Source organism: Leuconostoc sp. XM4, assembly GCF_055698815.1.
Map to the genome: position 1 here is coordinate 311,710 of NZ_CP134507.1, position 26,567 is coordinate 338,276.

The window sequence follows — 26,567 nt, forward strand, 5'->3', positions numbered from 1 at the left end:
TTTTTATTCCTTATAATATTTTATTTAGTATATATCGCACACCACTATTGAACAAATAAATTAAGACAATTAAGAGATATAGATATGCAGCTCTTCGGTCCCAATAAAAAGTTGCCCAGCAAATAGCAATATAACTTACAATTAGTAACATAATAAAAGTTATTGTATTTGCGCGGTGAGTAATTTCTTGCAGTCGTTCGTCTGTTGCCTTTATTTTGCTTTTGTGTAGATACTTGCGATTATGAAATAGTATTCTAGATGTAATTATGGTACCGATACCCCCGCCAAGTATACCGGATGAAAATCCACGTAGAAAACTTCGCGAAGCTGGTGACTTTTGCAAGCTTGCTAAAAGCATTGTAATAGCCACAGTCAATATGATAACGATTGTCAAAAAATTAACTTGATACTTGATTTTTGCACGATATTCGTCGTCAGTTATTCCTGGTTTTGTTGATGCGAATAGTTTATTAATCATTTTTTCCCCCTTCAAAAATAAAGACATCTTCAATCGGTAAGTCAAAGAACTCGGCAATTCGATGTGCCAAAAACAAAGAGGCATTATATTTACCTTTTTCGAGTGATATCACGGTCTGACGCGTTACCTCAAGTTCAGCAGCAAGCTCTGCTTGAGTTAATTTACGTGATTTTCTTAGTTCTTGAATACGATTTATCAAAGTATGCCTCCTATAGTTTGGCTATTCAACAAAAATAGTATAGCGTACTTTACATTAAATGTAAAGTTTTGATTACATTTTGAAAAGGTTGCATTTATAGGAAATAAGAACTATAACTAAGGTATAGAAAAGGGGGCCGAAACATGGCTGATGAAAAATTTGAAACATTGGATCTTCCAATGAGCGAAGTCTTTAGTTGGAGCGAGGACAAAACCCCACTACGCGATGCATTGTGGAACCATTATATGGACACAAGCAACAAAAACACTTTGGAAACTTTGAAACACTTGAAGGCTTATGAAAGCATGAGTTCTGATGAAGTTAAGCTTGAAGCTGAAAAAGTATTGCAAGAAGCATAATCGGATAAAAAGAGATTGATATTGTTTCAATCTTTTTTTGTTGCAAAAACCATTGACGCATGCTGGTTTTTTCGGTATACTTAATATTTGTTATGGCGCTATGGTCAAGTGGTTAAGACGTCGGCTTCTCAGGCCGAAATCGAGGGTTCGACTCCCTCTAGCGCTATTAGTATATTTCATGGCGTTGCATAAGGTTTCAAAAACCTTGATGTAGCGCCTTTTCTTATGAAAAACGTTGCATTGTATTTCGTAATAAATTGGAAACATTATAAATACGCAAGTAGGCAGTATAACGGCATATAAGCCGTTTTTTATTTGTAGAAAAGGAAGTGAGTAATAGTATGGAATTTTTAGGATTAGTTATTAGCTTAGCTGATGAACTATTTGATGTAGACGATAATAAGCCATTTGGCTTTAAATTTTGGCTGTCTATATTTGTATGGTTAATCATGCTTAGTGGGTTTATAGTTGTAGCTACAGTATTTATAATTTTATTTCCAGCTGTGTTTTTAAAAATCCTACATACTATTTGGCTTGCGGTGATGGGTATAGAAATATTGTTAGCATGGTTTTGTTATTATTCTGGTAAACGTGTAGTAATATGGGCATTTCAAATTAAAAATAATATACAAGCACACTGTAAGTAAGTGTTGCATCAATTTTTAATAAATGATCTACGAGCTTGGAAAGCTGGTCTATGTTTTAGCGTATATCTGTTATTTATTAATTTAATCAACCAATGTCAATTAATTACTTTTATTTACACTTAAAAACCTGTACACAAAAAAGCCCCTGATTAATTTTAGGAGTTTTTTACTATCGATAAATATACAGATGGCAGTATAGTTTTTGAGCAACAGATAGAATGATGAGTGGGCTAACTAATATGTATGCCTCACATAACATAGGTGTTCCCTATGTATCTAAAGCTCACTATGAAAACAATAATGGCGATAACCGCCACTGCTGCTCTCAATTGAAATGTTTTACTTTTGGTATCTATCCTGTTCATATTATGTTGCTTTCTAAAATGTTCATATTCTGATTCAGCATCAAAAACTTGTTTATTTTGGGGTACCTAAAACAGTCTTAAAAACCGATCATTCCATATGTTCTCATAAAATTGCACAGTTTGTTTTGCACTCATGTAGTAATTGTCTAATGTGGTGCTAAGTCCTTTTTTCATTTGCAATTCATAGCCCAAACCGTGTGCCATTTTGATTGTGGTGTCAACACAAAACTCTGTTTGAGCACCACAAATTTCAATGCTACGAACATCGTTTTCGTTGAGTAGTTTTCTTAGTTTAGTGTGATAGAAAGAATTGGCATGTGTTTTCTGAATGAAATAATCATTTGGTTGACTATCAATTTCGGGGATGATTTTCCAAAGAAAGCTTCCAAATATTAATTCTTCGTCGTTATGTTGGATAAAAATAATCGGTTTATGTGCATGACGATAAGCCGTAATGCGACTGTTTATACCAGTCACACATTCTTGAATGTTAAAAATGTCCTGCGGCTCTTTACAAACGCCATTTTGAAAATCAATAACTAGTAGTGTGTCTGATATTGGTAACATCATTTTTCCTTCTTTTAAGTTAAGTGTTCAAATTTAGGGAGCCACTAAACGAATAGAAAGACGTATTATAGTCCAATATTATTCGTTTTCTTTCACTTACTCTTATCATGAACTAATACATTAGTATCTTCGTAAATAAGCTATTTGAATTACAACGTTATATTAACACATTAAAAAAACATATGTTGATGCACGAATAAAGTAGCTGCGTATTTTAAAGGTTTGTTAAATACATAAGTTGCGGTGCCAGTGACATTAATTTTGTACAAGCACTGGTACGTCATAAAATTTTTTTTCTTATATATTATCAAAAAAAGGCCAATCAATATCGTTATTGATCGGTCTTTTTTATATCAAGTTGAGATGAATATACGAACAAATGGTGATAATTTTTAGAACTAGTAGATAGGAGGTATTGCTTTGCGTTGTGCAATGTGAACAAATTTAACATAATTATTGTTTAATTGATTTATAACGTGTATGATGTATTTTAACACCTAGTTAATTTTATGATTATAATAATGTTATTTAACCGGTTAATAACTTTATAAATTAATATATAAAATATTGTTCTTTATTAGGTTCTTATAATTTTAATTTCATCGATGAAGTAGGAGGCGTTTTATGAATAATTTTTTTCAACCACACCTTATATGGGAATATTTGCCTGATGTATTGTCAGCATTACCGACAACGCTGTTGCTTACTCTAGTATCAACAATCATTGGCGTAATCGTCGGCGCAGGCATTGCGTTTGTCAAAATGGAAGATACACCAATCTTTAAACAAATTGCAGTAGTCTTCACTTCTTTTATTAGAGGGACACCAATTTTGATACAAATGTTTTTAGTTTATTATGGACTGCCGATGTTTCTAGGATATGTGGGCATTAACACAGATGATGTCAGCCCATTGATCTATTTATTTATTACATATGGATTGAATATGGCGGCTTTTCTTTCAGAAATCATTCGTGCCGCATTGGAAAGCGTGCCAGCAAGTCAACGTGAAGCGGCTTTAACTTCAGGTTACACAAAGCGTCAGATGTATTTTAAAATTATTTTCCCTCAGGCAGTAATTATTGCGGTGCCCAGTTTTGCGACAATGGTCATTTCGTTGCTGCAAGATACATCATTGGCATTCACAATCGGTGTATTAGATGTTGTTGGTAAAGCCAAAGCATTGGGTACGGCGACCTTTCACACAGTTGAGGCTTACATTAGTGCGATGATCATATTTGTTATTTTAAGTTTCATCTTAGAAAGATTCTTCCGCTGGATTGAAAAGCGCAGTAACTTCACGTCACGCAAAACAGCAATTTTGGCTAATAATCCTGTAATACCAGTCATTGAGACGCCAAAAACAACTTAATACATACACAAGATGTTGATAAATGAGAAGAGAATTAGAGGAGTAATATTATGCAGAACAAAGCAAGTCGTAGCAAGGGCCTATGGATTGGCATTATTGTAGTCGTGGTAGCAGTTATTGCGGTCGCATTATTACACAATAACGGAAAAAGCAGTGGATCATCTTCTAAAGTACAGACAATTAAAGTTGGTTCCGGTAACGATGCTCAACCCTTTGCATATTTAGATAAAAGTGGAAAACCAGTTGGTATGGATATTGCTTTGATCCAAGCCATCGATAAAAAGTTACCACAATATAAATTCAAGCTAACACTATCTGATTTTCCTACGTTAATCACAAACTTGAAGAGTGGTAAGACAACGATGGCTATGGAACAGATCGAACAGAATACAGAACGAAAGCAAGACTTTAAGTTTGGAAGCGTTGGCTATACTGTCTGGGATACCTTGTTGGCTACAAAGAAATCAACCGGCGTTTTGAACTCATTTGCGGATGCAAAAGGAAAGAAGCTTTATGTTACTAATTCAACGAACCAAGCAACTCTAACAGATGCTTACCTAAAGAAAAATCCTAATGCATATTCAGTTGTACGTGGAACCTACACAATGGAGCAAGTTGCGCAAGGAATCAATTCTAACCAGTTTAACGTTTACCCAGCTCCTAAGTATTCAATTGATTTGTTGAATCGTCAATTCAAAACGAAATTAGTCTATGGAAAAGCTGTTAACCATTCTAACGCTTATCCAATGTTTAATAAAAAGGCTGATCCAAAATTGGTTAAGGCTGTTAACAAGGCAATGGAAGAATTGAAGAAGGATGGCACAATTAAGAAGTTGAGTAATAAGTGGTTAAAGGGCGATTATGTACCTAAGGATTAGTGGAGGATTTCAATGAACTTTGATATTGGATTTATATTTCAAGTGGTAGTTAAATTAATTCCATACATCCCCATCACGATTTACATGGCGTTTGTTAGTTTAATTCTTGGCGGATTATTAGGATTAGTCATCGCACTAGTACGACACTATAAAGTGCCGGTATTATCACAGTTGTTTACCATCATGATTACCATTCTTAAAGGCGTTCCCTTGATTTTAGTTTTTTTACTTATCTTCATGGTTACTTCCCAGAATTTTAATCGTGTGGCTAAAGCACTAGGATGGCATATGCACTATGGTGATTTACCAATGAGCCTTCTAGCAATCATTGGGTTATCCTTGATGGCAATGGTTGGTCTGAGTGAGGCATTCCGAGGTGCTTTTGAGTCAGTGAAAACTGTTCAGTTTGACGCTGCACGATCACTTGGTATGACCAACTTGCAGACAATTCGTCGTGTGTTAATACCCCAAGCATTTCCAGTCGCTTTACCAATGATTATTAATATGTTGATTAACTTAATCAAAGGTACAGCAATTGCATCATTAATTTCTGTGGTTGAAATTTTCTCAACGGCAACGCAAGCCGCTAGTTCTAACTATAAATATTTTGAAGCTTACATTGCTGCGGCAATCATTTACTGGTTAATGACAATTGTTATTGAACGAGCTGCTGTTCTATTAGAAGGACGTATGGATAAAAAGACAAGGAGGGCGTAATAATGATTGAAGTTAAGGATGTCCATAAAAGTTTCAATGATAATGAGGTCATTAAGGGCGTTAGCTTGTCTTTAAATGAGGGTGAGGTAGTGACCATTCTAGGGCCATCTGGGTCTGGAAAAACAACCTTCCTACGTTGTTTAAATTTTTTGGAAACAGCCGATTCAGGATCAATAACGGTAAATGATGAACAAGTTACATTTGGTCAAGCAAATGCGAATGATATTCTACAGTTGCGACGACAAATGGGGATGGTATTTCAAAACTATGCGTTGTTCTTAAACAAAACTGCAAAGCAAAACATCATGGAACCCATGGTTATTGTTCATGGATTTAGTGTTAAAGAGGCTGAAGTGCGTGCCGCTGAATTATTGGAAGCTGTCGGTTTACCAGATCATGGTGATTATTACCCAGCACAATTATCAGGTGGACAAAAACAACGTATCGGTATCGCACGAGCATTGGCAGTCCACCCAGCGGTATTACTGTTTGATGAACCAACAGCGGCATTAGACCCAGAACTTGTGGGCGAAGTGCTTAAAGTCATGAAAGGGGTTAAAGATGCCGGTGTAGCCATGATTGTAGTGACACATGAAATGCAATTTGCGTACGAAGTGAGTGACCGGGTTATTTTTATGGCCGATGGCGTGATTGTGGAGGAAGGAACGCCGCAACAGATATTTGAAACACCGAAAGAAGAACGAACAAAAGCATTCTTAAACCGTTTTACAGTACAATAAGCAATTAATAATTTTAAAGGAGACTGCGTAATATGTCAGAAAAGCGTTATGAATTTGCAACACGGGTAGCAGGATTGCTCCCAAATCCTTTGCGGGAACAAGCCAAACATGTTCAAGAGGCTGATGATTATATTAAACTAACTTATGGTTATCCTAGCAATCAGGCCTTTCCTGTTGAAAAGTTGGCCAAAATTTCTGAAAAAATTTACCGTGATCACGCATTTGACTTTATGCAGTATGGTGAAACCGAAGGGATTCCGAGATTAAGAGCACAAATTAAAGAAAGATTAGCAAAATACCAGTCTTTAGATGTTGAAAATAATGATGTTTTGATTACTTCTGGTTCGACGCAAGGAATGGATTTGGTTTTTAAAATATTTGTGAATGAAGGTGATATTGTTCTAACTGAAGAACAAACATTTGTTGGCGCAGTTAATGCGATTAAATCTTACGGGGGCACGGTGCAAGGGTTACCATTTGATTTCTCGGCTGGAAGTATTGATACATCAGCCTTGAAAGCCACACTTGAAGCGGACACGGAGCATAGGATTAAAGTGTTGTACTTAATCCCAACTTTTCAAAATCCGATTGGCACATCAATGCCACTTGAAAAACGTCAAGAAGTATATGATATATGTCAGGCACATGAAGTCATGATTTATGAGGATGATCCATACGGTGATTTGCTGTATGCAGAAAAAACAGCCATTCCAAAAATTAAATCATTTGATCAGACGGGTAATGTCATTTACGCAGGTTCTTTTTCAAAAATATTAGCGCCAGGATCACGTTTGGGATACTTATTAGCACCAAAAGACGTATTCGATAAATTAGTTTTGATGAAACAAGTTGCCGATTCGTTTGCCAATTTATATTGGCAATATTTGGCTAGTCAGTTGATAGACGATTACGACTTTAATGAACATATTGATTACTTACGCCAGCTTTATAAGGAAAAAATGGACACAATGGTTTCATCGCTAGCCCAAAAGTCTGATGATAATATGGCATTTGTTGTACCAGATGGTGGTTATTTCATATCAGTTAAACTAAATGACGATATAGAAACCGAAGCATTTTATGACGAATTGGAACAGCGCCATATCGGTGTCATTCCAGGCAATATTATGAGTGCAGCAGGTAGCGGTTATGAGCAATACTTTAGATTGAACTTTACGTTACCCACATTATCTGAAATCAAAATTGGCATTGAAAGAATTTCTGAGGCAGCAGCGGCGGCAAAACAAACTAAGTCCCCAGTAATTTGAGAGACGGGCATATGAAAATACTATTTTTTAACGTCTCAGCTGTAGAGAAAAATATTATCGATGAATGGGCTGACACACAACTGATTTCTGTTAAAACGTTACCTGTTTCGATTGACTACGATAACATTGATTTAACTCGCGATTTTGATGCTGTTATTTTTTATCCAGGAAAATCTTTTCAAACTGATGAAAAGTTATATGCTCGATTGGCAGAGAATGGTATGAAACAAATTTCTGTCAAATCAACAGGTTATGATAATATTAATTTCGAATTTGCTGAAAAATATCACCTGACAATAACTAATGTTCCTGATTATTCGCCAGAATCTGTATCGCATTTTACAGTGATGAGCGCGCTCATGTTGTTACGTAATTTACCGCGATATCTTGATAGCCCAGAAACGACACAGCGAAAAGAGTTTTTGGGAAGAGAATTGACAGAAGTAACCGTGGGCATATATGGTGCTGGTCGATTGGGCAGTCTTGTGGCTAAGACGCTGAAATTCATGGGTGCACGGGTAATGATGAATTCTCGTAGTCTGAAGCCAGAGTTAATTGGATCAGGCATAGAATTTGTTGATTTTAAACAGTTATTAGTTGAAAGCGATGTGTTGAGCATTCACGTGCCACTAAATAAACAAACTTTCCATAAATTTGACTTTGATAATCTTAGTTTAATGAAACAAAATGCCATATTAATTAACACAGCTCGAGGTGAGATAGTTGATACATCAGCACTGATAACGCACTTACAGCAAGGAAAATTTCAAGGTTTGGCACTTGATGCATTGGAAGATGAGGATACGAAAGGATTTGCAACAAATCCCTATTACCAGTCACTTAATAAATTTGAGAATGTATTGCTGACACCGCATATTGCGTATTTTACGAAGGCAGCTGTTCGTGATATTGCAATAACCGCATTAGAAAATGCACGTGATATTGTTATTGAAGGTAAATCAGAGAATACTGTTGTACAATAGGAGGTAAGCAATGAGTTTTATTGAAATTAAAGATGTACACAAGTCCTTTTACCAAAAAGAAATTTTAAAGGGTATTGATCTAACCTTGCATAAAGGTGAAGTTATTGTTATCTTGGGCCCATCAGGTTCTGGTAAAACAACTTTCTTACGCTGTTTGAATACACTTGAAAAAGCAGACAAAGGACAGATTAAGATCGATGATGTGACAAAAGATTTTACAGTAAAAGATCGTCAAAATACACGAGACCTAATTTTAAAGACAGCGATGGTTTTTCAAGGGCATGCTTTATTTGATAATATGACGGTATTGCAAAATGTTATTGAAGGTTTGATTCGTGTGAAAAAAATGGATCGCGAAGCGGCCACAAAAATTGGGTTGTCAACTTTAGACAGAGTTGGGCTATCTGACCGAGCAAATTATTATCCTGTTCAACTCTCTGGTGGGCAACAGCAGCGTGCAGGGATTGCTCGAGCAATGGCGATGCAGCCAGAACTATTATTGTTTGATGAACCAACGAGTGCTTTGGATCCTGAATTAGTAGGTGAAGTTTTATCCGCTATGAAAGAGTTGGCACAAGAAGGGCACACGATGATTGTCGTCACACATGAAATGCAATTTGCTTATGAAGTGGCAGATCGGGTATTATACATGGAAGGTGGCGTTGTGGTAGAGCAAGGTCCACCAGAAGAAATATTTAATGCACCAAAAGATAAGCGGACTCAACAATTTTTGGCACGACTATCGGGTAAAAATTTTGGAGAGCCAGAATTGGTAAATTCATGATGCAGAATAATCAACAAAGTTTGGACAAAGTAAAAGGCGCAGTCAGTACTCAAAGCAGAGATACTGATCAGCGTCTTTTTACCAAGGATTTTATCATTCTAATGATGATTAACTTTTTGGTTATGACAGCAGTCACTACTCAAATGGGTACGCTGCCACTTTATGTAACCCATTTAGGTGGTAATTCGATTATGTCGGGATTAGTTGTCGGTATTTGGGGATTGGCTGCTCTTTGTGCGAGAATTCCAGTTGGCAAGTTACTGGACACATACGGTCGAAAAAAATTAATTTTTATTGGTTTAGCAATTTTGATGGCTGATTTTTCTATGTTGATTTTTTATAGTACAATTGCTAGTTTAATTGTTTTAAGAGCGCTACAAGGGATTGGTAATGGTACCCAATCTACGTCGGTTGCAACTATGGTAGCTGATAAGTTACCGAAGCAAAAGTTATCAATTGGTTTGGGGTATTTTAGTATATCGCAAACTTTACCAGCCGCCATTGGTCCTGCAATAGGGTTAGTTGTTGTTGAAAATTTTGGATTTCAATCACTTTTCTATTTTAGTTTGTCACTGATTTGTCTAGCGTTTGTTTTATCATTTTTCGTTAAAGATAATTATACTCATGTTGAAAAATCTAAGCATGTAGCAGATGAGAATACAGGCTTTCTTGATTTAATTCGTCTAAAAAGTGTGTGGGTGCCAAGTCTAATTGTTTTTGTGGTTTGTTTCGCAAATGCTGCTGTTACAGCGTTTTTAGTCCAATTTGGTGAGCAAAAAAATTTATCAGCGACGATTGTTGGGTTTAGCTTTACTATGCAGGCGATTATTGGTGCTTTAGTTCGTGTTTGGTTTGCGAAGTTATATCTATACTTTAGATCTTATGTGTTAGTAATAGCCGGTATATTAATGATTGCCTCAGCCTATTTTATGATTGCTTTTGGTGCAACGGTGGAATGGTTAGTTTTAGCCGGTGCTTTGAATGGATTTGGATTTGCATTACTTATTCCGTTGATGAATGCAGTGGTTTTGAAGAATGTTTCCTCAGCACAACGTGGTCGGGCAACGGCAATTTTTTCCTCTGGTACGGATGTCGCCTATGGCTTAGGGGCTTTTATGTGGGGTGTAGTTGCCAATTTTATCGGTTTCTTTGGAATGTATTGTCTCACGGCTACAATGGTCATTGCAACTTTGTTGTTAGTAATCGCCCATAATCGTTTGTTAAATGAATAAAAAAGAGAAGAGGGCGGTACCATGCCCGAGGTGTTGATTAAGTTGACAGTGTTCGGATTTTTCACGTACAATAGTAAAGTATCAAATTACCATTTTCGTGGTAATTTCAACATGAAATGGTCGATACGTTGCTAGAAATGGAGAAGAAACATGGCAAATGAAAAACATCCTGCAGTATGGTATGAACACCTTCATACTGAAAAGTATACAGGTGCTCGACGAGGTCGTATTCACACGCCACATGGTACGTTTGAAACACCGATGTTTATGCCTGTTGGCACACAAGGTGCTGTGAAAGGCGTGGGCACGCGTGAATTAAAAGACATTGGTTCACAATTCATTTTAAGCAATACATATCATTTATGGGTACGTCCAGGAGATGAATTAATTGCTGAAGCAGGCGGTTTACATAAATATATGGGATGGGATCAGGCTATCTTGACTGATTCTGGTGGCTTTCAAGTTTTTTCATTGTCCGATGCACGTAAATTAAAAGAAGAAGGCGTAACTTTCCAGAATCATGTTAATGGTGACAGAATGTTCCTATCACCTGAAGTAGCCATGCGGATTCAAAACAACCTTGGATCTGATGTTATGATGCAGCTAGACGAAGCCATTCCTTATTTTGAAACATATGATTATATCAAGAATTCAATGCAACGCTCGCTGCGGTGGGCTGAGCGAGCCAAAGTAGCGCATAAGAAGACAGATACGCAAGCTTTATTTGGTATTGTTCAAGGAGCAGGTTTTAAAGCTTTACGAACTGAATCGGCCAATAACTTGGTGGATATGGATTTACCCGGATACGCAGTTGGTGGTCTATCAGTAGGTGAGTCTAAAGCTGAAATGAATCGGGTTCTGGACTTCACTATGCCCCTGTTACCAGAAGATAAGCCACGTTACTTGATGGGCGTGGCAGCACCAGATTCATTGATAGACGGTGTGATGCGCGGTGTTGATATGTTTGATTGTGTCTTACCAACTAGAATAGGACGCAAGGGAACGTTGATGACACGTTACGGTCGTGTTGTCATCCGAAATTCAAAATATAAGAATGATTTCACGCCATTAGATCCTGATTTGAGTTATTACTCACCAAATCCTATTCGTAAGGAACAATTTGGCAATTTAGCACAATACGATATACCAGGTTATAATCCTTTTAAAACATTAACTCGTTCTTATTTGCATCACCTATTTAATGCAAATGAATTATTAGGTGCGCAATTAGCTTCGGAACATAATTTGCGGTTCTTGTTACAATTCATGGAAGATATGCGTACTGCTATTGAAAACGATGAACTATTGGCTTTCCGTGAAACTGTTATGGAAGAATATGGATATAATAAGCCTAATGCACGATTATTCTAAGTTTGGTATAATAATAGTATTAGCAAAATGAGTAAAAGTTACCGTGAAATGGAACGCGTAGCTAAACTCGCTTAGGAAAGTAGGAGTTAGAATGTCGTTGAATTTGATTTTGCCATTAGTAATTATTGTGGCAATGTTCTGGTTTATGTCACGTCAGCAAAAGAAGCAACGTGAGCAACAACAAAATATGCAAAAAAGTTTGCAAAAAGGTAGCAAAGTTGTTACCATTGGTGGTTTGCACGCAGTTGTTGATAGCGTGGATAATGCTGCAAAGACTGTTGATTTAGATGCTGAAGGTGTTATTTTAACATATGAATTATCAGCTATTCGTTCTATCAGCAATCCAGTAGATACTGAAAAGCCAACTGTGGCTGATATTACACCTGCTGATAAGGTCGAAGAAACAAGTGAAAAAATTACTGACGATGCTGAAAAGCCAGCAGATGACAAGTAATATATAGTGGCAGTATAATAAAAGGAAGCGTAAGCTTCCTTTTATTATGGAGAAAATATGAAAACAGTCACAAAAGTTATGTCGGATGGTACAAAAATTGTATATGATGAATACGGTAATGATCAGTTGAAGACTGTTTTTTTATTACATGGTAATGGTAGCTCAGCCCACTATTTTAAACGTCAATTACCCAGTTATACAGCGTACTTTCACGTTATTGCAATAGATTCTCGAGGACACGGTCGTTCCACCAATACTAAAAAATCTATTGATATGGCAGATGTGATTCGTGATATCGATGAATTGAGACGAGAGCTGTCTATCGATAAAATAATCATAGTTGGTTATAGTGATGGCGCTAATATTGCATTGAAATATGCCGTTGAAAATCAGAATCATGTTTCTAGAATGGTTTTGAACGCACCTAATGTAACAGCAGATGGTGTTTATCGTATTTTATGGTGGGGGGATGCTATTGCACGATTTGGAACTGAATTATTTTCACCAATTAGTCAGAAAGCTCGTCGCCGTCATATGCAACTACATGTCATGAGTGAACCATTGAATATTACACGGGCACAATTAAAGGTGTTAACAATACCGATATTATTTGTTATTGGGCAATTTGATATCGTTAAACGGCAACACATTGAAAGTATTTCCAAAATTATGCCGGTTGCCAAAGTTATGATCCTGCGTGGGCATGGGCATTTCGTAACCTACACAAATCCGCGGAAGTTTGCACAGTTGATTACACCATTTTTACTTGGGGGAAAGCATGAAGGGCATTAATCACGTTTTATCAAAGTTAATTATATTAGTTATTACACTAGTGCTGATTACTCAGCTGTTCATTATGACACGAGAAATCACGTGGCATGCAATTTTGTCAACAATGAATGATATTGCTTGGTGGCAAATGGTGTTGCTACTTATAGCTGGATTTTTGGTGATCATGTCAATGTTATTCAATGATCTTATTTTGCGCGAATGGCAAGGCTACGGACTAACTACGAGTGAAGTGTTACAGCGTGCGTGGTTAGTTAATGTTTTTAACTTAAATGCTGGTTTTATTGGTATTTTAAGTGTATTTTTACGACGTATTTTTTATAATGATCAACCAAAACAAAAGCCGATTAAGCCGTATATACAAATGTACATACTCGGTCAAAGTGGTCTACTCTTCGCAACTGTCGTTGCTTTTGTCATTTTAATATTAGATGCCAATAAACAATTAACTGAACAATTAGTGTGGTTAGCCCTGTTTATTTTAGTGGCTATCATAGGGATAATTGTTTCCTTTAGTAAGCGGATAAATATTTGGCAAAGTTTAAACAGCACAGTTGTTGCACGTTTTATAATTAACTCAGTTATTACGCTGTTCGCTCAAGTGGGGTTGTTTATATTAATAGGTCGTATTATTGACATTGATATTGGTCCTTCAGAAATCATACTTAGTTTTATTATTTCTAGTGCAATTGCTCTGATTACCATGACACCCGGAACTTGGGGTTCGTTTGACATTGCGATTATTATTATGTTGTCGTTCTTTGATGTAGCTCGTGTGGATAGTTTTATTTGGCTCATATTATATCGTGTTAGTTATAATTTGTTTCCTTTATTGAGCGCTGTGGCTCTTTTGTTTTTACGTATTTCTAAACGAATTAATGCTAGTTTTCGAGGTGTACCGCATTATGTTGCCCAATCAGTTGTTCACCAATTTTTGATTATTATACTCTATTTATCTGGTATGTTGCTTGTCTTAGCAGGGACGATGCCCAAAGTTGCAGAACAAATATTTGTTTTTAATCACCTACGTTCTTGGCCGGTCACATATACTTTAATCAACCAATTACCCAATATTTTATTTGGTTTTTTGATCCTAATTAGTGCCCGTGGCATTGCTAATCGTGTACAACGCGCTTATGGGGCGACTATTGTTGTCTTATTGCTAGTAGCTACATACGTATTTTTCTTTTATCAGTATGTGGCACCGTTGTTTTTTATAGCCGTTATTTTGATAGCGGTGTTATTTAGTAAAAAGTCTCTGTATAGAAAGCAATTTATTCACTCTTGGGAAGAGCAGGCTGTGGATTTTCTGATTTGGGCGACGCTAATTATTAGTTATTTGGCTTTGGGCGTGGTTAATCTACCTCCAATTCATCGCCATTTTCGTCATGTTGGCAACATGCCATCCATGCATTGGTGGTACGTAGGTCTTATTATTATCAGTGTTGTCTCTGTTTCTGGTTTAGCTTTGTCTAAATTTTTGCATTCACAGCAGATCCCGCTTGGTGTGGGGTTAGATGAAGCAAGAGTGAACAAAGTTCTGACTATTGGTGATAATCACTACACTAATCTCGTTTTTTTGGGGGATAAAAGACTATATTTTTATCGAATTGATGATGAAGATGTTGTGGGTATTCAGTTTCGAATTATTAACAACAAGGCGATGGTTATGGGGGACCCTTTTGGGAACGAAAAGTACTTTGCTGCTGCGATGGAGCAATTTGTAAACGAAGCGGACGTACTTGGTTATATGCCAGTTTTTTATGAAATTAGCGAAAACATTGCCATGATGGCTCATGAATTTGGTTATGATTTTTTTAAACTTGGTGAGGAAGCATTAGTTATTCTTGATGATTTTTCGACTGCTGGTAAAAAAATGCAGAATATTCGTTCAGAAATGAATCAAGCAACGCGTGCTGGTTTCAAATTCAAGGTATTAGAACCACCATTTAAGCATGACGTGTTGCAGCAAATGCAACTAATTAGTGATGAATGGCTTGCTGGACGTGAAGAAAAAGGATATTCACTCGGATTCTTTGATGAAAATTATTTGCAGCGTGGTCCAATAGCTGTACTTGAAAAAGAAGGACAAATCGAAGCGTTTGCAACGTTAGTGACTTCATATACAGAACAACAAATGACGGTTGACTTAATGAGATTTACGCATGCTGCTCCGAATGGTGTCATGGATGTTTTATTCGTCAACGTATTTGATTATGCTAAACAGCGGCATTTTAAAATATTTAATTTAGGTATGTCACCTTTGGCTAATGTTGGCCAGCATCGTCAAAGTTTTGGACGTGAGCGCTTGGCTAATTTGGTCTATCAATTTGGTTCAAAGGTTTATTCCTTTGAAGGATTGCATCATTATAAAAATAAATTTACCAAAGTTTGGCAACCTATGTACATTGGCTACTCAAGAAAAAGTAGCATTATTGCCGTTATGTTTGGATTGCTGAAAATAGACAACAAAGGAGTGAAACATGCACCAAAAAGCGATATGAGATATACTAGAAGCAATTAAAATAGGAGGAAAAACATTTAGGATAGCGTTATAATTTGCTAAATGTTCTGATAGTTAATGGCAATGCATCAATATTTCATGGGAATGAGTCAGCTTGAACTCATTAACCGAGCTCCAGGTTTTTTTAAATATCAGCCCCATAGTGTAGCGGCACATTCATGGAAAGTAACTCAAATTGCTCAATTTTTAGCCGATGTCGAGGAACAAAATGGCGCTCAAATTAATTGGAAATCAGTTTATGAAAAAGCTTTAAATCACGATTATACAGAAAGATTTATCGGCGACATTAAAACACCAGTGAAATATGCGACGTCAACATTGCGTTCCATGTTAGCTGATGTTGAAGAATCAATGACTGAAAACTTTATTAAAACAGAAATTCCTGAACAATTTCAAGCCGCATACACACGACGCCTAGGCGAAGGGAAAGATGACACGATTGAGGGCAAAATTTTATCTATTTCTGATAAAATTGATCTTCTCTATGAAGCATACGGTGAATTAGAAAAGTTTAACCCTGAACCCGTTTTTGTGAATATTTTTCAAAGCAGCTTGGAAGCGCTCGCCGAATTTAAAGATATGGCCAGTGTGAAGTATTTGGCAAAAGAAATATTACCAGAAGTTTTTAAAGAAGATTTCATTCATAAGGATGTATTGTTTGACCTAGCTAAAAGTTTGTTACCTGATTTTGCCGAGGTGGTTAATAATTAATATGGAAAAAAATTACATTGCGCGCATGCGTGAAAAAGTTGGGCACGAAGGCATGATATTTGTCTCTGCATTTGGCGTATTGTGGAACGACGCACATGACGCAATATTACTAGAAAAACGTTGGGACTCCGATGAAGGCTGGGGCTTCCCTGGTGGTTATCTTGAGTATGGCGACTCACCAATGCAGGCTGTTACACGAGAATTTAAAGAAGAAACTAACCTTGATGTTAAAGTTACTCGTATGTTAGGGATCGCCACAAATGAGGTTAAAAAAAATTCTTGGGGTGATGCGCAAGAAACCATTGGAATTGGTTTTGAAGTTGAGCATGTTGGTGGTGAGATGTTGAAAGATGGTACTGAAACGCTTGATTTACAATTTGTGCCTGTTCATCCAGAACCTAAAATGTTCGTCCCACAAGCACAAAAAACAATGCATCTTATATTGACGCAAAACGAGATTAGTGAACAACCTTGGATGAGGGAGAAAAACGAATGAAACTTTATGTTGTACGTCATGGTCAGACCATATTTAATACATTAAACAAAGTGCAGGGATGGGCTGATACACCGCTAACCAAGAAAGGTGAAAAAGATGGCCAGGAAGCTGGGAAAAGATTAAAAAACGTAGCTTTTGACGTAGCTTTTTCTTCTGATACTTCACGTGCTATGCATACGGCAGAATATATCCTAGCTGAAAATATCCACGAGCATACTAAGCTACAAATTACACCAGAGTGGCGTGAATACTTTTTCGGTAGCTTTGAGGGTGGTAGTAATGATGTGATGTGGGGTGCTGTGGCTAAAGAATTTGGCGTAAATAAAGGCACACCAGATGCTATTGCTGCAGAAGTTCAAGACATGACAGCGATTATGAATAAAATTTACGAAGTGGATCCAGAGCATCTAGGTGAGAACGCCACACGTTTTTGGCAAAGAATAGACGCTGCATTGGAAAAACTCCTGATGACACAAAAAGCCAATGCTAATGTCTTGTTAGTTACGCACGGTCAGCTCATTGGTAATTTGGCACAGCACTATGGCCATTTTCTCGGGGCCGAAAGACCCAAAAATGGTGCTGTGGCAGTTTTCAATCTTGATGACGACGGTTTGCAAGTGGAACTTTTTAATGATGTTAACACCGTATTTTGATAAAATATGGTTAATATTTTATATTTTTTTAAGGATTAAATTTAGCCAAACAAATCGTTTAATGATAATGTTTTCATTGTTGTTTCAGAAAACATACTCGTTATTTTCTTCACAAAAATTGTATTAAACGATTGACATTTTATGGTGGAACCGGTTACAATATTATGGTAAGCGATTATCATAATTGAAGGAGATAATATGGTTAAACAAGATAGCCTGCTCACTAAAATTGCTTTTTTGGGCATTTCATTTGTCTTGACAAGTGCATACGCTATTAACGGCGCATTGCCACAAATGACAGAGGCGTTGCATATTTCATCCACCGAAGCGCAAGTGCTGGCCACTACACCTTCTATTACTGTGACTATTTTTGTTCTTTTGAGTAGCTTTATAGCTGCTAAATTAGGTGATAAAAATACAATCATTTTAGGTGTAACATTGGTCGGAATTGCTGGAATGATACCATTTTTTACCGATTCATATGTGATCATTTTAGCATCACGAACGGTGTTAGGTGCTGGATTTGGTATTTTCAACTCACTGGCAGTGTCCATGATTGCTGTGATGTACAACGGAAAAACACGTTCTTCGATGCTCGGATACCGTGCAGCTGCTGAACAAGTTGGACAAGCTGTATTAACATTGTTAGCAGGATTGATGTTAGCGTTTGGTTGGCACGCAACATTTTTGGTATACCTAATTGCATTTCCGATTTTGTTCTTGTTCATTAAGCGGGTTCCTGATACATCAGAAATGACACCGCTTAAGACAGAAACGACGGACAGTACACAGGTAGAAGAGGTAACTCGTATTAGTCCATTGGTATTGGTACTGACACTCTTTGCTGCTTTCCTTGTTATTGATTATATGGCCATTCAACTTAGCTTTCCATTTATGGCGGCTGACTTGAAGGGCGACGGATACAATACCTCACCAATATTGTCAGCTATGCTGATTGCAGCAACAATTGGTGGTGTAACATATGGTTGGTTTATGGCAAAGTTTGGTCGTTTCACACTACAAATTGGATTAGTATTAATGGCGATTTCAAATTTCTTGGTCGCATTTTCAAATGGTAACTTTGGTATGTTGATTTTAGGCGTTTTATTAATAGGATTCCCCCTACAATTAATTTCACCATTTATTTTTAATCAATTACCAAAGTTGGCACCACTTGCACGTCAGTCATTGGTAACGTCAATCATATTAATCGGATTTAACGTTGGTGTATTCATTGAACCGATTGTAGTTACAGCTTTTGCAAAGATGATTGGTCATGGTGGTGGTAGCGCTGCTTCTTCAGCATATGCTACTATTCCATATCTGGGTTCGGTACTTCTTATTATCGCAATTATTACAGTTATAACTAATAGAAAACAGGAGAAATAACTATGGAAATTCAAAATAAAGCAATGCTCATCACATACGCTGATTCATTGGGTAAAAACTTGAAGGATGTTCGCAAAGTCTTGAAAGAAGATATTGGTGATGCAATTGGTGGTGTTCACTTGTTGCCATTTTTCCCATCAACGGGAGACCGCGGTTTTGCACCTTCTGATTACACACGTGTTGATTCAGCATTTGGTGATTGGAGTGATGTAGAAGCATTAGGTGAAGAATATTACTTGATGTTTGATTTCATGATTAACCATATTTCACGTGAATCTGTTATGTATCAAGATTTCAAGAAGAATCATGATGAATCAAAATATAAGGATTTCTTCATTCGCTGGGAAAAGTTCTGGGCCAAGGCTGGTGAAAACCGTCCAACACAAGCCGATGTTGACTTGATTTACAAGCGTAAGGATAAGGCACCAACTCAAGAAATTACTTTTGATGATGGTACAACTGAAAACTTGTGGAACACATTTGGTGATGAACAAATTGATATCGATGTAAACTCAGCTATCGCTAAAGAATTTATCAAGACAACGCTTGAAGACATGGTGAAGCATGGAGCTAACTTGATTCGTTTGGATGCCTTTGCATACGCTGTTAAAAAAGTTGATACAAATGACTTCTTCGTTGAACCTGAAATCTGGGACACATTGAACGAGGTTCGTGAAATTTTGACACCTTTGAAGGCCGAAATTTTGCCAGAAATCCATGAACACTATTCAATTCCTAAGAAGATCAATGATCATGGTTACTTCACATATGATTTTGCTTTGCCAATGACTACACTTTATACATTGTATTCAGGTAAAACAAATCAATTGGCTAAATGGTTGAAGATGTCACCAATGAAGCAATTTACTACTTTGGATACGCACGACGGTATAGGTGTTGTTGATGCGCGTGACGTCTTGACTGATGAAGAAATTGATTATGCATCTGAAGAGTTATACAAAGTTGGTGCTAACGTGAAGAAGACTTACTCTTCTGCTTCATACAACAACTTGGATATCTACCAAATCAACTCAACATATTACTCAGCTTTGGGAAATGATGATGCTGCATACTTGCTAAGCCGTATCTTCCAAGTGTTCGCTCCTGGTATTCCACAAATCTACTATGTTGGTTTGTTGGCCGGTGAAAATGATATTGAATTACTTGAATCTTCAAAAGAAGGTCGTAACATCAACCGTCATTACTACTCAGTTGATGAAGTTAAGGAAGAAGTTAAGCGCCCAGTTGTTGCTAAGTTGTTGAAGCTTTTGTCATGGCGTAACAACTTTGCTGCATTTGATTTGGACGGATCAATTGACGTTGAAACACCATCTGATACAACTATCAAGATTACTCGTAAGGATAAGTCTGGTGAAAATGTTGCAGTCTTGGTTGCCAACGCTGCCGATAAGACATTCACAATCACTGCAAATGGTGAAGAAATCTTAGCCAACACAGAAGCTGATAAGCAACAATTGTAATTTTAAATATATGAATGATTAAAAAATCAGTACGAAGAGTACTGGTTTTTTATGTACTTAAAAATAGTGAATAATTGGTATATTTTACATTGACAGGCAAAGTAATCTTTCCTATACTAGTTGCGTGTTAAATAGTTGAAAAATAGTATTCGATAGCGTAATATTAGTTTTTAATGTCTTGAAAGAGGAAATGAAATGCAAATTTTAAAAGAACATGCAAAGCCTTATGCTCGTGATATTATGTTTTCAATTATTGCGGTGGTGATAATGGCTGTTGCATCATTGTGGCAACCACGATTGCTTCAGCAAGTTATGAAAGCAATTATCGCTGATGATCAAAATAAGGTTGTTGCTTACGGATTTCAACTGTTATTTTTAGCTTTAATCGGATTGGTTGCTGGTGTAATTAATACAATTTTTGCCTCCAAAGTTTCACAGGCGATTGCTGCAGATATTCGTGCACACGAGTATAAAAAAATACAATCATTTTCATTTGGTAATATTGAAAAATTTTCAGCGGGTAACTTGGTTGTCCGTATGACAAATGATGTCAATCAAGTGCAGCAATTAATCATGATGATTTTACAGTCTTTGACACGCATTCCAATATTGTTTGTTGGAGCCTTTATTTTGGCATTGATTACATTGCCACGTTTATGGTGGATTGTAATTTTAATGGTTGTACTGATTTTTGTATCTTCGCAAGTGATTTTTAAACAAATGGGGAAGTTTTTCTCCAAAATTCAAACATTAATTGATAAGACGAATACGTTGGCCAAGGAAAATCTTCAGGGTGTTCGTGTTGTCAAGTCTTTTAACCAAGAAAAAAATGAAACAAACCGTTTTACGGATAATTCCAATGAGTTGACGCATGTCAACACGACTGTTGGCTATTTATTTTCGACTATGATGCCGATGTTCATGTTGATATCTTATGTTGCTATCGGTACAGCTATTTTATTCGTAGGTCGCGATGTTGTCAAACATCCCAATGATTTAGTTGCGATTGCTTCTTTTACTTCATATTTAATGCAAATATTCTTTGCCATTATGATTGGTGGTATGATGGCTACCTTTGCATCTCGTGGTTTTGTCTCGCTAAGACGTATTAAAGAAATTTTAGATACGACCCCAGACTTAACGTACGCTCAAGATGCGCCTGATCGTGATTTGAATGGAAATATTTCATTCAAAAATGTTTCTTTCACCTATCCTGGAGATACTAAACCAGCTTTGAAAAACGTATCGTTTGATATCAAAGCAGGTGAGATGATCGGTATCGTTGGTGCAACTGGATCAGGTAAAACAACACTTGCCCAATTAATCCCAAGATTGTATGATCCTACTGAAGGTGTGGTAGCTGTTGGTGGTGTGGATCTCAAAGCAGTAAACGAAAAGTCGTTGCGAGCTGCGGTTTCGTTTGTTCTACAAAAGGCCATATTGTTTAGTGGTACGATTGCAGCAAATTTGCGTCAAGGTAAAAAAGACGCTAATGAAAAGGATTTCCAAAAAGCTGTTGAAATTGCACAGGCTGCGGAGTTTGTTAATCGTTATGAAGATAATTTTGACCACATTGTTGAAGAGCGTTCTGCCAATTTTTCCGGTGGTCAAAAACAACGTCTTTCTATAGCAAGAGGTGTTGTTGGTAGTCCTAAAATATTGATTTTAGATGATTCAACATCGGCTTTAGATGCTCGATCCGAAAAGCTGGTTCAAGAAGCACTTGACCAGGAATTAAAAGGAACGACAACAATTGTAATTGCTGAAAAAATCAGTTCAGTTATTCATGCCAACCGCATTTTAGTAATGGATGAGGGTAAGGTAGTAGGCATCGGTGCACATCATGAGTTGCTTGAAACTTCACCGGTCTATGCTGAAATTTATCAAACACAGAAAGCGAAAGGGGCAGAATAATGACAGATATTAAACACGCAATTAAATATTTTGCAAAGTATCTTAAGCGTTATTGGTTAGCATTGTCTTTCGTAGTTGTTGTGACAATAGCCTCAACTTATTTCCAAGTTAAAGCACCAGTTTATATGGGAAAGGCAATTACAGAATTATCGACTTATTTAGGTCAATACTTGAATCCTCAAACGCATGCTGTTGCTAGCAAAACACCTTTCTATCATGCGCTGGAAGCAATGATGATTTTCTTTACTTTAACTGCAGTAACAATGTTCATTTCTAGTTTTATATCTAGTCGTATTAGTTCAGAGGCATCAGGCCGGATGAGAATTGGTCTATTTGCTAAATTGCAACGGATGACGATTAAATATTTTGACACGCATCAAGATGGCGAAATTTTATCTTTGTTTACGTCTGATTTAGATAATATTTTTAACGCGATGAACCAGGCCATTTTCCAACTTTTATCACAATTCGCTTTGTTTGTTGGTATCATTATTATGATGTTTCAGCAGAACGTCAAATTAGCATGGGTAACTATGGCTTCAACACCAGTTGCTATTATTGTCGCCTGGTTTGTGATCAGTCGTGCTAGAAAATATATTGACACGCAGCAAGATGAAACTGGACGCATGAATGGTTATATTAATGAGCAAATCAATGGTGAGAAGATTATTATTACGCAAGGATTGCAACAAGAATCAATCGCTAATTTTGGTCCGTATAATGAACGAGTGAAGCAAGCTACTTTTAAAGGACAGATGTATTCTGGTATGCTGTTTCCTCTAATGCAAGGCTTGTCATTGTTGAACTTAGCTATTGTGATTTTCTTTGGGTCATGGTTAATTGTTCATGACGGTATGGATAAGTCGGTTGGTTTGGGATTAATTGTGGTGTTTGTTAACTATTCACAACAGTATTACCAACCAATCACACAAATTACATCTATTTATAATATGTTGCAGTTAGCTGTTACTGGTGCAAGACGCTTGAGCGATGTCCATGAACAAGCTGAAGAAGTTAACCCCGAAAGTGGTCAGAAATTAACTAATCTAAAGTCGGGTGTTACCCTAGAAAATATTCACTTTGGATACAATGATGACAAAGAAATTCTTCACGGTGTTTCAATTGACGTTAAAAAAGGGGAAATGATAGCCCTTGTTGGTCCGACCGGCTCAGGAAAGACAACGGTCATGAACTTATTGAATCGATTTTATGATGTGACTGAAGGATCCGTAAAGTTTGATGGCACCGACGTTCGTCAGTTAGACTTGAAGTCTTTACGTGATCATGTTGGCATTGTGTTACAGGAATCAGTATTATTTAGTGGTACTGTCGCAGATAATATTAAATTTGGTGAGCCAGATGCTACCGAAGAAGAAATGATTGATGCTGCCAAGCAGGCGAACATCCATGACTTTATTATGACACTTCCAGAAGGTTATCAGACCAAAGTAGATGACGAAAATTCGGTCTTTTCAACAGGTCAAAAACAATTATTATCAATCGCCCGCACAATTTTGACTAATCCGGATTTCTTAATATTAGATGAAGCAACATCTAATGTAGATACGGTGACAGAGGCAAAAATCCAAGCGGCGATGGATAATGTTATTGCTGGACGTACGAGTTTTGTTATTGCGCACCGATTGAAAACAATACTGGGTGCTGATAAAATTGTTGTTCTTAAAGATGGTCGAGTTATTGAAAAGGGTTCGCATCAAGAATTAGTTGCTGAAGGCGGATTCTATTCAGAATTGTACCATAATCAAATGGTATTTGATTAACATAGTAAAAATCAACAAATAGTTTGAAGTCCTGTGTTATAAAGGATGGAAAATGATTTGTTGTTTTTTTTACGTGAAGAACAATTGCATCAGTATTCGACCATTTTTACGTAAAATGTTATAATAGCAGTATTGCTTTTATAGAAAATTTGTATATTTTTGAACATTGGAGAAAACAATGAACATTGGTTTGTTTACGGACACGTACTTTCCACAAGTCAGTGGAGTTGCGACTTCGATTAAGACACTTAAAGAAGCACTTGAAAGTCAGGGGCACGAAGTTTATATTTTTACATCTACTGACCCCAAGGTACCTAAAAATAAATTTGAATCGCATATTTATCGTTTTTCAAGCCTCCCATATCTTGGATTTAAAGATCGTCGACTAGCATTTCGTGGCTTGATTCAAGCTGTTGAAATTGCCAAATCTGTACAACTCGACATTGTACATACCCAAACAGAATTCTCTTTAGGTTTAATGGGTAAATTTGTGGCGCGACAGTTAAAAATTCCTGCTGTCCACACCTATCATACGATGTATGAAGACTACACCCATTATTTTGCTAAGGGGATGTTGATTGGACCGCATGGTGTGGGGCGTATTATGAAGGGATATATGGCTAGTATGGCAGGTGTTATTGCGCCGTCAAATCTCGTTCAAGATACGCTTCGTCGTTACGGTGTGACCGTGCCTATGAGAGTTATTCCGACAGGTGTTTGTTTACCAGAGCATGGTACGAAACAAACTAACTTACGAGAAAAGTATCACTTTTCTGAATTGCAGCCTATTGTTCTGTCGCTGGGACGCTTAGCGTTTGAAAAGAATATTAGTGTGACAATTTCCGTATTTTCTGAAGTATTACAGACAATACCCGAAGCACGTTTAGTAATTGCTGGTGATGGTCCAGCACGTAAATCTTTAGAAGAGCAGGTCGAAGAACTAGCGCTTGAAGACAAAATAATATTCACAGGGATGGTCAATCATGATGACATCTTTGATTATTATAAGATGTCGAATGTGTTTGTAAGTTCTTCAGATACTGAAACTCAAGGATTAACATTTATTGAGGCGATGGCAGCAGATAGACCATTTGTGGCTATACATTCACCTTACTTAGATAATTTAGTTGATAATGAAGCTATTGGTACGTTGGTGAGCGATTATGATGAACTACTAGCAGGTATCACAAAATATCTTAAACGACCAAATACAGAAGAAGATATTGCCTATCGGCATAAAAAAATGAAAGACGTGGATGCAAACACCTTTGCAACACGTGTTTTAGCATTTTATGATGATATTTTGGCCAGTTATCATGCTAGCGACGTGGAAGATGAGTATCCCAATGATGAAGAGGTGGGATATATGAAACGTATCTTACGTAATCCATTCAGGAGAAATTAATTGAAAGTTTTACTTTATTTTGAAAATCAAAATTTAATAGCTAAGTCTGGTATTGGACGTGCGTTAAAGTTACAAAAAGAAGCCTTATCTTACACAGATGTTGAAGTCACTACTGATACCAAGTCCCTTGATTACGATGTACTGCATATTAATACATACGGTGTGAATAGCCATCATATGGTCAATAAGGCACATAAATTGGGTAAAAAAGTTGTTTACCACGGTCATTCAACTTATGAAGATTTTCGGAATTCCTTTACTGGTTCTAATACCATTGCCCCGTTATTTAAACGATACTTAGTATCGCTTTATAGTAAGTCTGATGCGATTATTACGCCAACACCTTATTCGAAGCAGTTACTACGTGGATACCGTTTAAATCAACCGATTATTCCTATTTCTAATGGTATTCCCCTAGAAAAATATCAGCATGATGATGATAAAATAAAAAAGTTTCGTGAATACTTTGACTTGGCAGATGATCAAAAAGTGATTATGAGCGTGGGGCTTTTCTTTGAGCGAAAAGGTATTTTAGACTTCGTTGAACTAGCAAAAAGGCATCCTGAGCATGTTTTTATTTGGTTTGGCTACACTGATTTACGATTAGTACCTAATAAGATAAGTCGTTTGATAAAAGGTAATCATCCACGAAATTTAATTTTTCCTGGATATATTACTGGGGATGTCATTCGTGGTGCTTTTCAAGGTGCAGATTTGTTTTTGTATCCTTCTTACGAAGAAACGGAAGGCATTGTGGTACTAGAAGCTTTAGCTTCCAAGCAAAAGGTTTTGGTTCGTGACATTCCAGTATATAAAAAATGGTTACAGGATGGGGTAAATAGCTATAAAGCCCGTGATTTAGATGAGTTTGAAATCAAAATGCAAAAAATTTTAACTGGGGAATCACCAAATTTAAGTGAATCAGGCTATAAATTAGCTCAAACACGTGACCTACCTGAAATTGGAAAACAATTACAGGCGGTATATAAAATGGTGTTAGAAGGGTGAGTA

The 26,567-nt window shown here is 36.9% G+C and carries 26 protein-coding genes and 1 tRNA gene; 24 read left to right on the forward strand and 3 right to left on the reverse strand.

The genetic code is table 11. From position 1 onward, the window contains the following. Nucleotides 1–10 precede the first annotated feature (10 nt). The gene (locus tag RHP64_RS01775) at nt 11–478 is read right to left on the reverse strand and encodes a hypothetical protein (RefSeq protein WP_025267752.1); all 468 of its coding nucleotides are present in this window, start codon (nt 476–478) and stop codon (nt 11–13) included. Beyond that, entirely contained in the window at nt 471–677 is a 207-nt protein-coding gene (locus tag RHP64_RS01780) for a helix-turn-helix transcriptional regulator (RefSeq protein WP_011679228.1), read from the reverse strand. Before RHP64_RS01780 ends, RHP64_RS01775 begins: the two co-directional genes overlap by 8 nt. Before the next feature lie 143 nt (nt 678–820). On the opposite strand from RHP64_RS01780, the gene RHP64_RS01785 reads away from it, so the two are divergent. The 3 genes from RHP64_RS01785 to RHP64_RS01795 all read left to right on the forward strand — a co-directional run bounded on the left by RHP64_RS01785 (nt 821) and on the right by RHP64_RS01795 (nt 1,683). After that, nucleotides 821–1,036 carry a P8 family protein gene (locus RHP64_RS01785; protein WP_011679229.1) on the forward strand — a complete coding sequence of 72 codons (216 nt, stop codon included), beginning with the start codon at nt 821–823 and terminating at the stop codon, nt 1,034–1,036. Nucleotides 1,037–1,130: 94 nt separating this feature from the next. Then, a tRNA-Glu gene (locus RHP64_RS01790) sits at nt 1,131–1,202 on the forward strand. Nucleotides 1,203–1,377: 175 nt separating this feature from the next. Next, the gene (locus RHP64_RS01795; RefSeq protein ID WP_014324278.1) at nt 1,378–1,683 is read left to right on the forward strand and encodes a hypothetical protein; all 306 of its coding nucleotides are present in this window, start codon (nt 1,378–1,380) and stop codon (nt 1,681–1,683) included. Between the two features lie 431 nt (nt 1,684–2,114). Here the strand turns inward: RHP64_RS01795 and RHP64_RS01800 are convergent, their stop codons facing one another. Further along, nucleotides 2,115–2,615: a cysteine hydrolase family protein gene (locus RHP64_RS01800; protein ID WP_014324279.1), complete on the reverse strand. Its 501-nt coding sequence runs from the start codon at nt 2,613–2,615 to the stop codon at nt 2,115–2,117. Between the two features lie 624 nt (nt 2,616–3,239). On the opposite strand from RHP64_RS01800, the gene RHP64_RS01805 reads away from it, so the two are divergent. From RHP64_RS01805 to RHP64_RS01905, 21 genes are all read left to right on the forward strand, one after another. Further along, the gene (locus RHP64_RS01805) at nt 3,240–3,986 is read left to right on the forward strand and encodes an amino acid ABC transporter permease (protein ID WP_061514760.1); all 747 of its coding nucleotides are present in this window, start codon (nt 3,240–3,242) and stop codon (nt 3,984–3,986) included. A 50-nt stretch (nt 3,987–4,036) separates the two neighbouring features. Beyond that, the gene (locus RHP64_RS01810) at nt 4,037–4,864 is read left to right on the forward strand and encodes an amino acid ABC transporter substrate-binding protein (RefSeq protein WP_011679232.1); all 828 of its coding nucleotides are present in this window, start codon (nt 4,037–4,039) and stop codon (nt 4,862–4,864) included. Nucleotides 4,865–4,876: 12 nt separating this feature from the next. Then, nucleotides 4,877–5,581 (forward strand): amino acid ABC transporter permease, encoded by a 705-nt coding sequence (locus RHP64_RS01815; protein WP_011679233.1) that lies wholly within the window; start codon nt 4,877–4,879, stop codon nt 5,579–5,581. 2 nt (nt 5,582–5,583) lie between these two features. Beyond that, nucleotides 5,584–6,321, forward strand: coding sequence for an amino acid ABC transporter ATP-binding protein (locus RHP64_RS01820; RefSeq protein ID WP_011679234.1), 738 nt, complete (start codon nt 5,584–5,586; stop codon nt 6,319–6,321). 32 nt (nt 6,322–6,353) lie between these two features. Next, a complete protein-coding gene (locus RHP64_RS01825) occupies nt 6,354–7,589 on the forward strand; it encodes an aminotransferase-like domain-containing protein (RefSeq protein WP_014324280.1) in 1,236 nt (411 codons plus the stop codon). 11 nt (nt 7,590–7,600) lie between these two features. Further along, nucleotides 7,601–8,572: an NAD(P)-dependent oxidoreductase gene (locus tag RHP64_RS01830; RefSeq protein WP_014324281.1), complete on the forward strand. Its 972-nt coding sequence runs from the start codon at nt 7,601–7,603 to the stop codon at nt 8,570–8,572. A gap of 10 nt (nt 8,573–8,582) precedes the next feature. After that, nucleotides 8,583–9,356, forward strand: coding sequence for an amino acid ABC transporter ATP-binding protein (locus RHP64_RS01835; protein WP_011679237.1), 774 nt, complete (start codon nt 8,583–8,585; stop codon nt 9,354–9,356). After that, entirely contained in the window at nt 9,353–10,588 is a 1,236-nt protein-coding gene (locus tag RHP64_RS01840) for an MFS transporter (protein ID WP_042250992.1), read from the forward strand. The genes RHP64_RS01835 and RHP64_RS01840 overlap by 4 nt, the downstream gene beginning before the upstream one ends. A gap of 150 nt (nt 10,589–10,738) precedes the next feature. Beyond that, a complete protein-coding gene (gene tgt / locus RHP64_RS01845) occupies nt 10,739–11,959 on the forward strand; it encodes a tRNA guanosine(34) transglycosylase Tgt (RefSeq protein ID WP_011679239.1) in 1,221 nt (406 codons plus the stop codon). A gap of 91 nt (nt 11,960–12,050) precedes the next feature. After that, nucleotides 12,051–12,413 carry a preprotein translocase subunit YajC gene (gene yajC, locus RHP64_RS01850; RefSeq protein WP_011679240.1) on the forward strand — a complete coding sequence of 121 codons (363 nt, stop codon included), beginning with the start codon at nt 12,051–12,053 and terminating at the stop codon, nt 12,411–12,413. A 57-nt stretch (nt 12,414–12,470) separates the two neighbouring features. Next, nucleotides 12,471–13,205 (forward strand): alpha/beta fold hydrolase, encoded by a 735-nt coding sequence (locus tag RHP64_RS01855; RefSeq protein WP_014324284.1) that lies wholly within the window; start codon nt 12,471–12,473, stop codon nt 13,203–13,205. Further along, a complete protein-coding gene (mprF, locus tag RHP64_RS01860; RefSeq protein WP_025267761.1) occupies nt 13,192–15,726 on the forward strand; it encodes a bifunctional lysylphosphatidylglycerol flippase/synthetase MprF in 2,535 nt (844 codons plus the stop codon). The genes RHP64_RS01855 and mprF overlap by 14 nt, the downstream gene beginning before the upstream one ends. A gap of 57 nt (nt 15,727–15,783) precedes the next feature. Beyond that, complete coding sequence (locus RHP64_RS01865; protein ID WP_025267762.1) at nt 15,784–16,437, forward strand: YfbR-like 5'-deoxynucleotidase; 654 nt, start codon at nt 15,784–15,786, stop codon at nt 16,435–16,437. Between the two features lies 1 nt (nt 16,438). Further along, a complete protein-coding gene (locus RHP64_RS01870) occupies nt 16,439–16,933 on the forward strand; it encodes an NUDIX domain-containing protein (RefSeq protein WP_004164738.1) in 495 nt (164 codons plus the stop codon). Continuing rightward, on the forward strand, nt 16,930–17,586 hold the full coding sequence (locus RHP64_RS01875; RefSeq protein ID WP_011679244.1) for a histidine phosphatase family protein: 657 nt from the start codon (nt 16,930–16,932) through the stop codon (nt 17,584–17,586). The genes RHP64_RS01870 and RHP64_RS01875 overlap by 4 nt, the downstream gene beginning before the upstream one ends. Nucleotides 17,587–17,784: 198 nt before the next feature. Further along, entirely contained in the window at nt 17,785–18,975 is a 1,191-nt protein-coding gene (locus RHP64_RS01880) for an MFS transporter (RefSeq protein WP_462785053.1), read from the forward strand. Between the two features lie 2 nt (nt 18,976–18,977). After that, entirely contained in the window at nt 18,978–20,456 is a 1,479-nt protein-coding gene (gene gtfA, locus RHP64_RS01885) for a sucrose phosphorylase (RefSeq protein WP_011679246.1), read from the forward strand. Between the two features lie 195 nt (nt 20,457–20,651). Next, a complete protein-coding gene (locus RHP64_RS01890) occupies nt 20,652–22,370 on the forward strand; it encodes an ABC transporter ATP-binding protein (protein ID WP_025267764.1) in 1,719 nt (572 codons plus the stop codon). Further along, complete coding sequence (locus RHP64_RS01895; protein WP_025267765.1) at nt 22,370–24,151, forward strand: ABC transporter ATP-binding protein; 1,782 nt, start codon at nt 22,370–22,372, stop codon at nt 24,149–24,151. Before RHP64_RS01890 ends, RHP64_RS01895 begins: the two co-directional genes overlap by 1 nt. 178 nt (nt 24,152–24,329) lie before the next feature. Beyond that, nucleotides 24,330–25,556: a glycosyltransferase family 4 protein gene (locus RHP64_RS01900; protein ID WP_014324291.1), complete on the forward strand. Its 1,227-nt coding sequence runs from the start codon at nt 24,330–24,332 to the stop codon at nt 25,554–25,556. Then, complete coding sequence (locus RHP64_RS01905) at nt 25,557–26,564, forward strand: LTA glycolipid anchor biosynthesis glycosyltransferase, IagA/BgsA family (RefSeq protein WP_014324292.1); 1,008 nt, start codon at nt 25,557–25,559, stop codon at nt 26,562–26,564. The last annotated feature ends 3 nt before the right edge of the window (nt 26,565–26,567 follow it).

Coding starts and splice junctions, on each gene's coding strand:
- RHP64_RS01775 (WP_025267752.1), bottom strand. CDS start 478: ATGATTAATAAACTATTCGCATCAACAAAACCAGGAATAACTGACGAC.
- RHP64_RS01785 (WP_011679229.1), top strand. CDS start 821: ATGGCTGATGAAAAATTTGAAACATTGGATCTTCCAATGAGCGAAGTC.
- RHP64_RS01795 (WP_014324278.1), top strand. CDS start 1,378: ATGGAATTTTTAGGATTAGTTATTAGCTTAGCTGATGAACTATTTGAT.
- RHP64_RS01800 (WP_014324279.1), bottom strand. CDS start 2,615: ATGTTACCAATATCAGACACACTACTAGTTATTGATTTTCAAAATGGC.
- RHP64_RS01805 (WP_061514760.1), top strand. CDS start 3,240: ATGAATAATTTTTTTCAACCACACCTTATATGGGAATATTTGCCTGAT.
- RHP64_RS01810 (WP_011679232.1), top strand. CDS start 4,037: ATGCAGAACAAAGCAAGTCGTAGCAAGGGCCTATGGATTGGCATTATT.
- RHP64_RS01815 (WP_011679233.1), top strand. CDS start 4,877: ATGAACTTTGATATTGGATTTATATTTCAAGTGGTAGTTAAATTAATT.
- RHP64_RS01820 (WP_011679234.1), top strand. CDS start 5,584: ATGATTGAAGTTAAGGATGTCCATAAAAGTTTCAATGATAATGAGGTC.
- RHP64_RS01825 (WP_014324280.1), top strand. CDS start 6,354: ATGTCAGAAAAGCGTTATGAATTTGCAACACGGGTAGCAGGATTGCTC.
- RHP64_RS01830 (WP_014324281.1), top strand. CDS start 7,601: ATGAAAATACTATTTTTTAACGTCTCAGCTGTAGAGAAAAATATTATC.
- RHP64_RS01835 (WP_011679237.1), top strand. CDS start 8,583: ATGAGTTTTATTGAAATTAAAGATGTACACAAGTCCTTTTACCAAAAA.
- RHP64_RS01840 (WP_042250992.1), top strand. CDS start 9,353: ATGATGCAGAATAATCAACAAAGTTTGGACAAAGTAAAAGGCGCAGTC.
- tgt (WP_011679239.1), top strand. CDS start 10,739: ATGGCAAATGAAAAACATCCTGCAGTATGGTATGAACACCTTCATACT.
- yajC (WP_011679240.1), top strand. CDS start 12,051: ATGTCGTTGAATTTGATTTTGCCATTAGTAATTATTGTGGCAATGTTC.
- RHP64_RS01855 (WP_014324284.1), top strand. CDS start 12,471: ATGAAAACAGTCACAAAAGTTATGTCGGATGGTACAAAAATTGTATAT.
- mprF (WP_025267761.1), top strand. CDS start 13,192: ATGAAGGGCATTAATCACGTTTTATCAAAGTTAATTATATTAGTTATT.
- RHP64_RS01865 (WP_025267762.1), top strand. CDS start 15,784: ATGGCAATGCATCAATATTTCATGGGAATGAGTCAGCTTGAACTCATT.
- RHP64_RS01870 (WP_004164738.1), top strand. CDS start 16,439: ATGGAAAAAAATTACATTGCGCGCATGCGTGAAAAAGTTGGGCACGAA.
- RHP64_RS01875 (WP_011679244.1), top strand. CDS start 16,930: ATGAAACTTTATGTTGTACGTCATGGTCAGACCATATTTAATACATTA.
- RHP64_RS01880 (WP_462785053.1), top strand. CDS start 17,785: ATGGTTAAACAAGATAGCCTGCTCACTAAAATTGCTTTTTTGGGCATT.
- gtfA (WP_011679246.1), top strand. CDS start 18,978: ATGGAAATTCAAAATAAAGCAATGCTCATCACATACGCTGATTCATTG.
- RHP64_RS01890 (WP_025267764.1), top strand. CDS start 20,652: ATGCAAATTTTAAAAGAACATGCAAAGCCTTATGCTCGTGATATTATG.
- RHP64_RS01895 (WP_025267765.1), top strand. CDS start 22,370: ATGACAGATATTAAACACGCAATTAAATATTTTGCAAAGTATCTTAAG.
- RHP64_RS01900 (WP_014324291.1), top strand. CDS start 24,330: ATGAACATTGGTTTGTTTACGGACACGTACTTTCCACAAGTCAGTGGA.